The organism is Streptomyces sp. NPDC111520, assembly GCF_055635295.1.
Genome location: NZ_JBVKBW010000002.1, coordinates 229,154 through 241,885, shown reverse-complemented (window position 1 = coordinate 241,885; position 12,732 = coordinate 229,154). Strand labels below are relative to the sequence as shown.

The 12,732-nt window shown below is 71.9% G+C and carries 12 protein-coding genes; 9 read left to right on the top strand and 3 right to left on the bottom strand.

Annotated features, from left to right (window positions below; all coding sequences use genetic code 11):
* The 5 genes from trmB (at position 1) to ACZ7MY_RS05105 (ending at position 5,863) form a co-directional block, all read left to right on the top strand.
* A complete protein-coding gene (trmB, locus tag ACZ7MY_RS05125; protein WP_499599681.1) occupies positions 1-759 on the top strand; it encodes a tRNA (guanosine(46)-N7)-methyltransferase TrmB in 759 nt (252 codons plus the stop codon).
* A 67-nt stretch (positions 760-826) separates the two neighbouring features.
* The gene (locus ACZ7MY_RS05120) at positions 827-2,401 is read left to right on the top strand and encodes a PrsW family intramembrane metalloprotease (protein WP_499599680.1); all 1,575 of its coding nucleotides are present in this window, start codon (positions 827-829) and stop codon (positions 2,399-2,401) included.
* Between the two features lie 41 nt (positions 2,402-2,442).
* Positions 2,443-3,096: a DUF6230 family protein gene (locus ACZ7MY_RS05115; RefSeq protein ID WP_499599678.1), complete on the top strand. Its 654-nt coding sequence runs from the start codon at positions 2,443-2,445 to the stop codon at positions 3,094-3,096.
* Positions 3,097-3,182: 86 nt separating this feature from the next.
* Entirely contained in the window at positions 3,183-3,839 is a 657-nt protein-coding gene (locus ACZ7MY_RS05110; RefSeq protein WP_499599677.1) for a DUF6230 family protein, read from the top strand.
* Positions 3,840-3,859: 20 nt separating this feature from the next.
* A complete protein-coding gene (locus tag ACZ7MY_RS05105) occupies positions 3,860-5,863 on the top strand; it encodes a DUF6114 domain-containing protein (RefSeq protein ID WP_499600266.1) in 2,004 nt (667 codons plus the stop codon).
* Between the two features lie 189 nt (positions 5,864-6,052).
* Here the strand turns inward: ACZ7MY_RS05105 and ACZ7MY_RS05100 are convergent, their stop codons facing one another.
* Complete coding sequence (locus ACZ7MY_RS05100) at positions 6,053-6,271, bottom strand: DUF2277 domain-containing protein (protein ID WP_499599676.1); 219 nt, start codon at positions 6,269-6,271, stop codon at positions 6,053-6,055.
* A gap of 25 nt (positions 6,272-6,296) precedes the next feature.
* Positions 6,297-6,680, bottom strand: coding sequence for a hypothetical protein (locus tag ACZ7MY_RS05095; protein WP_499599675.1), 384 nt, complete (start codon positions 6,678-6,680; stop codon positions 6,297-6,299).
* A gap of 107 nt (positions 6,681-6,787) precedes the next feature.
* Here ACZ7MY_RS05095 and ACZ7MY_RS05090 point away from each other — a divergent pair, with 107 nt between their 5' ends.
* The 3 genes from ACZ7MY_RS05090 to ACZ7MY_RS05080 all read left to right on the top strand — a co-directional run bounded on the left by ACZ7MY_RS05090 (position 6,788) and on the right by ACZ7MY_RS05080 (position 10,836).
* Positions 6,788-9,925 (top strand): DEAD/DEAH box helicase, encoded by a 3,138-nt coding sequence (locus ACZ7MY_RS05090; protein WP_499599674.1) that lies wholly within the window; start codon positions 6,788-6,790, stop codon positions 9,923-9,925.
* 152 nt (positions 9,926-10,077) lie between these two features.
* Positions 10,078-10,590 carry a hypothetical protein gene (locus ACZ7MY_RS05085; RefSeq protein ID WP_499599673.1) on the top strand — a complete coding sequence of 171 codons (513 nt, stop codon included), beginning with the start codon at positions 10,078-10,080 and terminating at the stop codon, positions 10,588-10,590.
* A 15-nt stretch (positions 10,591-10,605) separates the two neighbouring features.
* Positions 10,606-10,836, top strand: a complete 231-nt coding sequence (locus ACZ7MY_RS05080) for a hypothetical protein (protein ID WP_499599671.1) — start codon at positions 10,606-10,608, stop codon at positions 10,834-10,836.
* 41 nt (positions 10,837-10,877) lie between these two features.
* On the opposite strand, the gene ACZ7MY_RS05075 is transcribed toward ACZ7MY_RS05080, so the two are convergent.
* Positions 10,878-11,747, bottom strand: a complete 870-nt coding sequence (locus ACZ7MY_RS05075) for a PfkB family carbohydrate kinase (RefSeq protein ID WP_499599669.1) — start codon at positions 11,745-11,747, stop codon at positions 10,878-10,880.
* Between the two features lie 161 nt (positions 11,748-11,908).
* Between ACZ7MY_RS05075 and ACZ7MY_RS05070 the strand changes: the two genes are divergently transcribed.
* A complete protein-coding gene (locus tag ACZ7MY_RS05070) occupies positions 11,909-12,673 on the top strand; it encodes a DUF6227 family protein (RefSeq protein ID WP_499599667.1) in 765 nt (254 codons plus the stop codon).
* Positions 12,674-12,732: the final 59 nt, after the last annotated feature.

Here is a 12,732-nt window from a genome sequence, read left to right as displayed (position 1 = left end):
ATGTCGAAGCCCCGCACCCCCCACTTCCCCGGCGGCCCCGCCTCCCACCCGCATCCGAACGCGCACACCGAGCAGCGCATCCGCACCTTCCACCCGCGTCGCGGCCGGGTCACCCACGGCCAGCGGGCCGCGCTGGAACGGCGCTGGGCGGACTGGGGCGTCGACATCGACGGCACGCCGCTCGACCTGGACAAGCTGTTCGCCGACGCCGGCCTCGCCCCGGACCGCCCGGTGGTCCTGGAGATCGGCTTCGGCATGGGCGACGCCACCGCCGCGATGGCCGCCGCCGACCCCGGCACCGGCATCCTCGCCGCGGACGTGCACACCCCCGGCCAGGGCAACCTCGTCCACCTCGCCGAGCGCGAGGGCCTGCGCAACGTCCGGGTCGCCAACGGCGACGCCGTCGTCCTCCTGCGCGACATGCTGGCCCCGGGCTCGCTGGCCGGCCTGCGGGTCTACTTCCCCGACCCCTGGCCCAAGGCCCGGCACCACAAGCGCCGCATGATCCAGCCGGAGTTCCTGGCGCTGGCCGTGTCCCGGCTGCGGCCCGGCGCGACCGTGCACTGCGCGACCGACTGGGAGCCGTACGCCGAGCAGATGCTCGAGGTGCTGACGGCGGAGCCCGGCCTGTCGAACGCCTACGCCACGACCAGCGGCTACGCCGAGCCGCGCCCCGCGTTCCGCCCGATGACCAAGTTCGAGCGCCAGGGGATCGCGAAGGGCCACGTCGTCCACGACCTGGTCTTCGAGCGCGGGTGAACGTCCGGCCGTGCGGTAATCGGCAACACCATCGCGCCGCGCGGTCACCGCCCCGTAAGGTCATCGGGTGTCCTCGTACTCGCATTCGCCCGACTCGCCCCTGCCGGGCCCGGCAGCACAACCCGCCGTACCCGAGTATCCGGAACACCCGCAGCAATCCCCGTTCGCGCTGCCCGCGCCCGGGCAGTGGCGCTACAAGCCGCGCCGGCACTTCTGGGAGAACCGGACGTTCCGGCTGGTGGCGCTCTTCTCCGTACTGGCGCTGTGCGGGGTGATCATCCTGGCGCTGGTGCGCCGGCAGACCGGCACCGAGGGCTTCCTCGTCGGGCTGCTCCTCGCGGTCCTGCCGGTCCCCATCCTCGGCGGCGCCTTCCTGTGGCTGGACCGGGTGGAGCCGACCCCGCTGCGCGACGCGGTCTTCGCCTTCGCCTGGGGCGCGTGCGCGGCCACGCTGGTCGCCATCCTCGCCAACGAGTACGCGACCGAACTGCTCGCGACGACCTTCACCGCCAGCGACTCGCAGAGCGACATCTGGGGCGCCACCTTCGTCGCCCCCGTCGTGGAGGAGAGCGCCAAGGGCGCCGCCGTCCTGCTGCTCTTCCTCTTCCGCCGCCGCGACTTCACCGGGCTCGTCGACGGCGTCGTCATAGCCGGGCTGACCGCCACCGGCTTCGCGTTCACCGAGAACATCCTCTACCTGGGCTCCGGCTTCGCCGAGGACCAGGCGTACGGGACCGACGGCGGCATCGGCACCACCGCGGCCATGTTCGTCGTGCGGATCGTGATGACGCCCTTCGCGCACCCGCTGTTCACCTCGCTCACCGGCATCGGCTTCGCCATCGCCGCCACCTCCCGCCCCGGCCAGGCCCGCCGCTGGCTGGCCCCGCTGGGCGGCTGGCTGCTCGCGATGGTGCTGCACGGCACCTGGAACGGCTCCGCCTCGTTCAGCCCGCTCGGCTTCCTCGCCGTCTACGCGACGGTGATGATCCCCCTCTTCGGCCTGCTGGTCTGGCTCGCGATCTGGTCCCGCTCGAACGAGCTGAGGACGATCCGCACCCAGCTGCCGCTGTACGCCATGGCCGGCTGGCTGAGCCTGCCCGAGCCCGCCGCCATCGGCTCCATGCGGGGCCGCGGCCTCGCCCGCTCCGCCGCCCGCCACGCGCAGGGCAAGCAGGCCGCCCGTACCGTCCGCGAGTACGTGTCCTTCGCGACCTCGCTCGCCTTCCTGCGCGCCCGCGCCGACCGCGGGGCCGCAGGCGCGGACTTCCAGGCCAGGGAGCAGGAGCTGCTGCACCACCTGTGGGAGCGCAAGGCCGTCGCCCAGCCCGCGCTCACCCATGCGGCCCACGCCCTCCGGCCCGCGTTCCCGCCCGTGTACCCGTGGGCGGCGCCCGGTGCGCCGTACGGGCCGTACCCGCAGGTCCAGCCGTACGGGCAGCCCTGGCCGCAGCCTCAAGCGCCCCATGCGCCCCAGGCGTGGCCACAGCCCTGGCCCCAGGCACAACCCCAGGCGTGGCCCCCGCAGCAGCCAGGGGCGTACCCGCAGCGGTGGGGCCCGCGACAGCCGCAGGTGCCGCCGCAGCAGGGGTGGTACCCGCAGGCCGCCCCCTACCAGGACCCCCCGGGCGGCCGTCACCGCTGAGTCCGCTTGCTGGGCCCCGCGGCCGGGGTTGCAATGACCGAGTGAGCCCCCTGACACGACGTACGAGCCGTCCCGACGGCCGTCCGTCCGGCCGCACGAGCTGGACGCGCACGGCCGTCGTCCTCATACCGGTCCTCGCCGTCTCCACCGCCGTGGCGGTCGGCGCGGGCGCCGGCGTGGTGCCCGTCTCCCTGGCGCTCTCACCGACCACGACCGCCCTGTCCGGCCAGAGCATCCAGATCGCCGCCGACCGTCTGACCGGCACCGGCTTCACCCAGTACGTGACCATCGACCACACGGCCAGGGGCGACATCCCGCAGGCGGTCTCCGCCATCAGCTCCGCCGAGCTGCACAACCTGTGCCAGTCTGTGGTCGGCTCCGTCCCCGGCTTCGGCCAGGTCACCCTGTTGATCAAGGCGGGCGGCGGCGACCGGCCCGTCCACGCCGAGCAGCTGATCGTCGACTCCGACGACCTGATGGGCGACGCCGAGTTCCACGACATCCGGATCGGCGTGGACGCCTCGCAGACGGACGCCGAGGGCCGGGCCAAGGGCCCGGCCGGCGCCCCCGGGCAGCAGGCCGAGAGCGTCACCATCGACCACCTGCGGCAGACCACCAGGTCCGTCAGCGCGGCCACGTTCCGGCTGAACGGCCTGCACATGACGGTCGAGAAGGGCGCCCACCCCTGCTTCTGACCCGAATGGGCGAGTACGTACGACCATCGGGGTGATTACGGACCGCCACCGAGCGACCGATCAGACTGTCCCACGGTTGACGGGACGTGCTGACCACCGAGCCCACCGGGTCCCGGCCCGCCGTGTCCCAGGCCGCCGTCGCCGCCTCCGGCCGCACCAGCTGGAAGCGGCTCGCCCTCGTCATGGTGCCGACCGTCGCTGCCGCGGGCGCCGTCGTCGCGAGCCTGGCCAGTGGCGCGCTCGCCGCGTCCTTCGGCGTCTCGGCCAACTCCTTCACCGTCGCCGGCGAGAGCTTCCAGATCTCCTCCTCCCTCCTGGAGGGCGACGGCTTCGTTCAGTTCGGCGTCCTCGACCGGGGCCGTGACGCGGTCTACCCGGAGGCGCTGTCCGCCGTCCGCCGGGCCACCCTGCACGACCTGTGCCAGTCCGTCGTCCAGCCGGTGCCGGTGATCGGCCCGGTCACGCTGCGGCTGACCGCGGACCCGGCGAGCGCCGACCGCCTCATCGCGGACGCCCACGACATCAAGGGCGACGCCGTCTTCAAGAACATCCACATCGGCCAGGACGCCTCGACGGTGGATCAGGTCCCCGGCGTCCAGGGTCCGCCCGGGGCCTTCGCCCAGCAGGCCACGAGCATCCGCGTGCGCGACCTGCGGCAGACGAACCGGTCGGTCAGCGCGGCCACCTTCCGGCTGCCGGACCTGCACGTGCAGGTGCTGCGCGGCGACCACTCCTGCTTCTAGGAGGGGCCACCGTGACGCGCATGCTGATCCGCACCGGAGCCCTCCGGTCCCGCTTCCGCACCTGGCGCCGCAGCCGTCCCTTCTGGGCCGGCGTGTGGACCCTGCTCGCCGGGGTGGAGATCCTCTCCATCCCGCTCGCCCCGCTCTCGCTCCTGATCCACGAGGGCATCGCCGGCGTCTCCGGCCTGCTCATGGGCGTCTTCCTGGTCGTCCTGGGCCTCACCCTGTGGCTCGCCCCGCACTACCGTGCCTTCGCCGGCATCGCGACCCTGGTCTTCTCCGTCGCCTCGCTCGTGCTGTCCAACTTCGGCGGGTTCCTGATCGGCTTCATGCTCGGCGTCATCGGCGGTGCGATGGCCGTCAGCTGGGTGCCGGACGGGGACGGCGACGGGGGCCGCGGCAGGCGCTCCCGGCCGGTGCCCGACTGGGGCGGCGGCGGGCGCGGCAACACCACGGGGCCGGGGACGACCGCCCCCCAGGGCGGTACGCCGGCGGGCGCCCCTGCCCCGCCGCCGACCGCCCCCGCGGGCGGTACGGAACCGGCGCCGCCCACGGCCGCGGGTTCCGACGGGGACACCGTGAGCACCCGTACGGCGACGGTCCCGCCGGCCGTGCGCCCGGCCGTACCCCCCTCGGTCCGCCCCGCCGCGCGCAACCGGGCCGTACGGCTGCGGGCCATCGGCGCCCTCCCGGTCGGCGGGGCGCTGCTCGCCGGCGGACTGCACCCGATGGCGCCGATGGCCGTGGCCCACGACGCCGGTGCCTCCAAGGGCGACGGCACCGCCACGTCCGCCGAGGGCTACCGCAGCGCGGGCGAGGCCGTGTGCGACGTACTGGACGGCCTCTACCACTCCCGCAACCCCACCGTGCACGGCACGGGCTCGGGCTCGGGCTCCGGTTCCGGCTCGGCCACCGGCAAGGCCAGGAACCGGGGCGCGGGCGGCCTCCACGTCGGCGTCGAGGCGCAGGCGCCGCTCCCCGTCCGCGGCTCGCTCGACGTCTCGCCGGGCGGCGCCCCCAAGGGCGCCGGCCCGAGCCCCGTACCGTCCCAGCGCGCGGCACCCCAGCAGCCGTCGGGCGGACTGCTCGGCGCGGTGGGCGACCTGCTGGGGCTGCGGGGCAAGCAGCCGTCGGCGCAGGCCCCGGCGCCGGGACGGACGGGCGCCGGCCCGTACGCGCCACCCGCCCCCCGCGACGGGGGGTCCCACCGCCGTACACGACCCGAGGTGCCTGCGCCGTCCACGGGTCTGCTGTCCGGCAACAAGGTCGGTCCCGACTCGCTGTTGGACCTGATCGTCCCGCGCCGCCCCTCGGACGGCGGCATGGACGAACCGCTCTCCCTGCTCCCCGCCCGCATCCGCCTGGGCACCCCCGACTCGCCCTGGTGCCTGCCGAAGGTCTCCCTGGACCTGTCGATCGGGGCGGGCCGCTACCGCGACCGCGTGATCACCGCCGAGCAGCCGTTCCGCGTGCGCACGCCGCTGCTGGTGCTGACGGGGCTGACGTACCGGGGCATCACCGCCGTCCCCACGCGTGCCGGCGCCGAACGCGTCCTGGTCTTCACCGCCTGGCGCGCCGACATCGCGAGCCTGCGCCAGACCGCGGCGCTGCTCTCCCCCGCCTGCGCCCGCCGCCGCGGCCGCGACTGGACGCCGCCCTTCCACGGCCTGCCCGGGACCGGGCTGCCGCTGCTGGACATGGGGCTGCCCGGCGTCGGCCACGTCTCCCCCGAGCCGCCGCCGTGGGCCCCGTGCCAAGGCGAATTCGAGTCGGACGCGAGGCCCTGGAGCACCACGACCGCAACCGGGCGGCCGGTCGTCCTGCTCACCCGCGTCCTGAGCGGCAACCTCCTCGGCCTGCTCCCGGTCACCTTCACCCCGGACATGCCGCCCCCGCTGCCGCCCGGGCTGACGATCCCCATCCCGGTCTTCTTCACGCAGGTCGTGGCGTACAACCACCTGCTGGCCGCGGACCGGCTGACGATCCCCGGTCTGCACCAGCAGGTGAGGGCGTCACTCCGCTGACTGGCAGACGACGGCGCTGGCCAGCAGCACGGCGGTCAGAGCGGTGACGACGAGGGCCCTACGGACAACGGACATGGCACACCTCAGTGCAGCGGTGGACTGGTTCGAGCAGGCCATAACCTACCGTCACAAGACGACAACTCATCGTCACGCCGCCACAGGGAACCGCCCGCCGACCACCCGCCAGGGCTACGAAGTCCGCTGACCCCGCACCTGGATCCCGGCGAGCAGCTCACGCGTGGCCGCCGCCACGGCGTCCACCGCCTCCTCGAAAGCCTCCCGGTTGTGCGCGGCCGGCGCACGGAACCCGGAGATCTTCCGCACGTACTGCAGGGCCGCGGCCCGGATGTCCTCTTCACCGACCTCGGGCGTCATCGGCGGGCGCAGGGTCTTGATGCTTCGGCACATGGCTCCAGTGTGCCCGCGACCACTGTCAGGCCCACCCGGTGCGCGGCCGCCGGCCCCACCACCAGCCCCCTCCGCCGCCCGGCGCGGCCGCGTCCTCCACCGTCAGCTCGATGTACCGGCCGTCCACCTCCCCCAGCGACTCCCCGAACAGCTCCGCGACCGGCCCCGGCAGCCTCCGCACCAGCCCCGCCACCCCGTCCCGGCACACCAGTTCCCCCCGCGCCGTCGACCGCCCCGCCTCCAGCCCCCGCACCACGTGCTCCCACGCCTCCAAATGCCCCCGCGCCTCCCGCAGCACGCTCCCCTCCACCTCCCACAACGCCTCGTCCACCTCCCCGTACGGCGCCTTCCGCAACGCCTCCATCGCCTGCTCGAACCCATCCGTGACCGGCGTCTCGCTCTCCCTCATGGGCCCATGCTCCGCCCGCGGGGCGCGTGCGTCGCGCACTGCGCGCCACACGTGTCAGTCACTCCTGTTAGAACTGGATCACGCCGATTCGCCTCAGGGGGGCCTACGTGACGAATCCGAACCACGACCTCGATCCCGTCTCCGGGCTGTACGAGAGGCTCATCACCGACAGCCTCGAAGAGCGCATCAAGGCCCTGGGGGCCGACGGGTGGAGCGCCGTCGACGAGGTCGTCGGCAGCGAGTCGGCACCGCACGTGCTGTCCCGGCACATCGCGGGCACCGTCGAACGCGTCCTCGCGGGGCTGACGCCGGCCGAGCAGGTGGTCGCCGCCAACCTCATCCTCGGGTCGATGAACTCCATCGAGGGCGCCCGGCAGGCGACGGACCTCATCTCCGAAGGGCCGCGGCAGCTGCTGGCGCTCGCCGAACAGGAAGCCGAAGGGGTCTACGCGATCCGCCCGGCAACCCCGCTCTCCGAGACCGCACTGATCACCAATTCCCCTGAGGATCCCAGCCTCGGCTACGAACTCCGTGCCGAACTGGCCACGGCGGACCGCGTCGATCTGCTCTGCGCCTTCGTCAAATGGCACGGACTGCGGGTCCTGGAACAGTCCCTCCGAGCGGCCCACGAGCGGGGCGTGCCCATCCGCGTCATCACCACGACGTACGTCGGCGCCACCGAACGACGCGCCCTGGACCGTCTCGTCCGGGAGTTCAACGCCGAGGTGAAGGTCAACTACGAGCTTCGATCCACCCGACTGCACGCCAAAGCATGGCTCTTCCGCCGCAACACCGGCTACGACACGGCGTACGTGGGAAGCTCCAACCTCTCCAAGGCGGCGCTCCTGGACGGCCTGGAGTGGAACGTGCGGCTGTCGTCAGTCGCCACCCCCAGCGTCCTGCGGAAGTTCGAGGCGACGTTCGACGCCTACTGGAGCGAGGCGGCGTTCGAGTCGTACGACCCCGACAGGGACGCCCACCGGCTCGACGAGGCACTCGCCATCGCGAGCGGCGGCAACACAGCGGGCAGCGGACGCAGACTCAGCCTCTCGGGACTCGAGGTCCGCCCCTACCCGCACCAGCGCGACATGCTGGAACGGCTCGAAGTGGAACGCGAGGTCCACGACCGGCACCGGAACCTCCTCGTGGCCGCCACGGGGACGGGCAAGACGGTCATGGCGGCCCTCGACTACAAGCACCTCCGGGCGAAGCTCGGCGGCGACCTGAAGCTGCTCTTCGTCGCCCACCGCAAGGAGATCCTCGAACAGTCCCTGCGCACCTACCAAGACGTGCTCGTCGACGCGAACTTCGGAGAACTCCTGGTCGGCGGCGAGATCCCGGACAACTGGACGCACGTCTTCGCGAGCGTCCAATCCCTCAACGCACAGTCGCTCGACCGCTTCGCACCCGACCACTTCGACGTCGTCGTGATCGACGAGTTTCACCACGGTGTCTCCCCCACCTACCGGAAGATCATCGACCACTTCGCCCCGCGGGAGTTGCTGGGCCTCACGGCGACCCCCGAGCGGATGGACGGCCGCAAGGTCCAGGACGACTTCTTCGACGGCCGCATCGCGGCCGAGATGCGGCTGTGGGAAGCCCTGGAGAACGACCTCCTGAGCCCCTTCCACTACTTCGGCATCACCGACAACACCGACATGAGCGCGGTCGCATGGAAGGCGGGCGCCTACGACCGCACCGGGCTGGACAACCTCTTCACCGGCAACGACGCTCGCGCGCGACTCGTCGTACAAGCCGTCCGCGACAAGGTCACCGACCCCGGCTCCATGCGGGCACTGGGGTTCTGCGTCACCGTGGCGCACGCCGAGTTCATGGCCGACTTCTTCTGCCGGGCCGGCCTCAGGGCCAAGGCCCTGTCGGGCGAGACGCCCCGGGACGAGCGGAAGGCAGCCCTCGAAGAGCTGCGGGCCGGGACCCTGCAGATTCTCTTCTCCGTCGACCTCTTCAACGAGGGACTGGACATCCCCGACGTCGACACGCTGCTGCTCCTGCGGCCCACGTCCAGCGCCACGGTCTTCCTGCAGCAATTGGGACGCGGCCTGCGCCGCAGCGAAGGCAAGGCCGTCCTCACGGTCCTGGACTTCATCGGGCAACACCGCAAGGAGTTCCGCTTCGAGGAGCAGTTCCGCGCGCTCACCAACTTCACGCGCAACCGGCTGCTGAGCAACATCGAGCACGACTTCCCCCAGCTCCCTTCCGGCTGCCAGATCATCCTTGAGCCCAAGGCCAAGGAACTCGTCATCGACAACATCCGCAGCCAGATCAACGTCAACGTCACCCAGCTGACGCGCGAGGTCAGCGCGTACGCGAGCCCCACACTGGCGGAGTACCTCGCGGAGAGCCGCCGCGAGATCAAGGAGATCTACCGCGGCGGCAACTCCTGGACCGGCCTGCTCCGCCGGGCCGGGCTGCTGCCCACCGCACACCCCGAGGGCGAGGCCGCCCTCCTCAAGCGCGTCCCTGCGTTCCTCCACGTCGACGACCCGGCGCGGATCGCCGCGTACCAGCGGGTCCTGGCCGACGACGCCCCCACGTACGACGAACTCGACCCGCGCGGGCAGGACTACGCCCGTATGCTCTTCTTCTCCCTGTGGCCCCTGGGCAACGCCTTCCCCACCTACCAGGACGGCCTGGACGCCCTCCGCGCCCAGCCGCACGTCCGCGACGAACTCCGCCAGGTCCTCGCCCACGGCCTGGACCGCACCGACCACGTCCCCATCCCGTTCGACGGGCCACTCAGCGAGCTGCCCTTGACCATCCACGCCTCCTACAGCCGAGAGGAGATCCTCCCGGCCCTTCGGCAGTCCGCACTGGGCGGCTTCCTGCCCGGGTACTTCCGGGAAGGCGTGAAGTGGTGCGAGTCGATAGGGACGGACGCGCTGTTCATCACGCTGGAGAAGGACGAGAAGGACTTCTCCCCGCAGACGCGCTATCACGACTACGCCCGCAACGAGACCGAGTTCCACTGGGAGTCCCAGAACCAGACGTCCAGCTCGTCCCCGACGGGGCTCCGCTACCAGCAGCACCGCGCACGCGGTAATCACGTCCTGCTCTTCGTCCGCCGCTACAAGAAGACGGACATCGGCGGCCCCCAGCCCTGGATGCTCCTCGGCCCGGCGGATTACGTCGAGCACAAGGGCAGCAACCCCATGGGCATCGTCTGGCGCCTCCAGCACGAACTGCCCGCGGACGTCTGGACCTACTCGGCCATCGCCGCAGGTTGAAGGGCCAACTCCTGTTGCAAAACTGATGCTTGAAGGTTCCTGCACCACTCCCCCGAGCGACCTTGTGTCACCGGCACGCAACACCACGTATCGCGTCGGGGGAGGGTGGCGTTCTCCGATGCGTACGTAGGCAGCAAGCATCGGAGTGCCAAATGAGCCGCAATGAAGTCCGCACCTTCCCTGCTCGGCGCCCTTTCGCGGGGCGGGCTAGGCAGTGGGTCGCTTTGACGTCGACGGCAGTAACCGCTCTGGTGGCCGCCGCTTCCCCGGCTTCGGCCACCGCTGTCGGATACGGCAAGGTGGGCAGCTTTTGCTTTGACGTGAAGGGTATGGAGCTCTGCGCTCCGGGCGCGACGATCGGTCACGTCATCAAGGGCAGCGGCCTGAGCATCACGAGGGAAGAAGCCTCCGTACAGGACATCTTCGGCGCGGACTCCGCAGGCGGAAAGTGGTGCAACTGGCGGATCGATTGGCGCTACGCGGACACCGAGGGCAAGACATACCTCATTCGGCGGGGTCCCATGCACCACTCGTGCACTTTCATGAAGTCCGTAGGGCGTGTCGATGACTCTAGGCGGACGTTGAAGCACTACGGGAAAGCATGCGCGGACTTCTTCGCCAGCGGGCAGAAGCGCGGAACCCAGTGCCACAACATCGTCAAATGAGCGAGGCGGAACCCCATGACCGATAAGTCGCCGAACGTACGGACGAGCCGACTGCTGCGCTGGCTGCTGATGGCCGTGCTCAGCTACATGTTCGCGATGTTCATGGTTCTCGGCGGCTTGTCACTGCTGCCCAAACAAACCCAGATGACCGTGTCCGAGTCTGCGGTCGGCTGGCTCGTGCTGGGTGTCGGCGCGGTCCTGTTCGCCCTGATCGCCAACAAGACGAAGGGGCGAGAGCGCCCCTGACTCATCCCGGGAAAACCAAGCACCCCCGCCCCCGGGCCCCCTCAGGCACGCATCCAGGTGCGGGGGCCGAAGGAGGTGCAGGAGCGGGACGCGATGCCTGCTGCGAAGGCGAGGGCGGCGTCGAAGGCGGGCGGGGTGAGGCGGGTCGTGACGTGGGCGGCGAGGTGGTGGGCGAGGGCGCCGTGGAGGACGTCTCCGGCGCCGAGGGTGTCGACGACGGGGCCGACGGCGGGGACGGGGATCTGCCCGTCGGGCCGGAGGATGGGGGACGGCCCCCGGGTGATGGCGGTCCAGCGCACGCCCGCGTCGTGGAGGAAGGCCAGGGCCTCGGCCGGCGTGGTCGTGCCCGGGGGGTGGAAGTCGGCGGAGCAGACGGCGACGTCGACGTAAGGGAGCAGCGTGGGGGTCGCGGGACGCCAGCTGCCCGCGTCCAGGAGGGTGGGGACCCCGGCGGCGCGGGCGAGCCGGGCGGCGGGGACGGCGAGGGCGGGGTGGTGCGCGTCGACGAGGACGACATCGGCGTCGCCGACCAGCACGGAGAGGTCCCCGGGCGGGGAGACGGACGCCCCTGAGGCCGCGTTGGTGGAGGCGACGGCGCGCTCGCCGGTGGCGGCGGTGACCAGGATCGTGGAGACCGCGGGGGGTTCGGGGGAGTCCGCGGTGAGGTTGATGACGTCGACGCCGAGGGCCGTGAGGTCGGCGTCGATCGCGCCGGCGAGGGGGTGGCCGCCGAAGGCGGTGAGCAGGACGGCTTCCCCGCCGAGGTGGGCGAAGGTGGCCGCGGCTCCCGTGGCGGGGCCGCCGGCGGCGACGGTCTGGGTGCGGGCGGTGAGTTTCTCGTTCGGGGCCGGGACGTGGTCGACGAGGGTGATGACATCGAGGGTGCAGAGGCCTACGAAGAGTGCGCGCATGGGCGCATAGTGGCAGCAGGGGGCGTGCGTTTCGCGTTTTACGCGCCTCCTACGGGTGGGGGTGCACCATTTTTCCGGGAGACCCGACGCGCAGCGCGTCGATGCCACTACGCTGAGTGCTCGCAATGGTGCGCGGGGAATGCCGTGAGCAGGAGGACCGCATGGGGAACGCGCGACCAGGTGGGGCGGGTCCGGCGGACGTCGAGGTGGTGCTGGCCAGGGCGCAGAACGCCTTCGACGTCGACGACCACGTGCTGGGGCGGCTGGCGACCGCGCTGATGGGCTGCACGGAGCTGGCGTCCTTCCGCCAGCGCAAGGGCCCGCCGCGCAGGCTGAGCCGCAGGACGTTGCGGCACACGTTCCTGCTGGCCGACGGCAGTACGCAGCTGCTGTGGGAGATCGAGCACAACACCGGCCCCGACGGCGACGAGCCGCTGTACGAGGTCTACTCGGACCCGGACACGCTGGCCGTCGCCCAGCACACGATCGACGCGCGCTTCGGCGAGCCCTCCCCGGAGGAGCTGGAGGCGGAGGCGGCGGACTGGCTGGCACGGCTGCCGCAGCTGGCGATGGATCTGACGCCCGGGCCCCGGCAGTACACGGAGCAGCACTCCGCCGAGCACGCGTGGCGGGTGCTGCGGCGGGCCGAGAACACGGACGTGCCCGGCGAGGACCTGCGCAGCCGGCTGGGTTCGGCGGTGGGCCACGACATCGCGTACGTCACCGGCCGGCACACCCGGATCGGCACCGGCCGGGTCGCCGGCTGGACGTTGTACGAGCACGCCTTCCTGCTGGAGACCGGCGAGGAGATCAGCCTGTGGGAGGTCGAGCACACGATGACCCCCGACGGGCGGCCGGTGTGCGAGGTCTACGCCGACGAGACGGCGGCCTGCGACTCGGCGGACGTACGGCTGGAGGCGCTCTGACCACGCGTTCACCGCGCGAACGCCCCGTTCTGACCCTGTCCCCGGCCGCGTTCCGGATT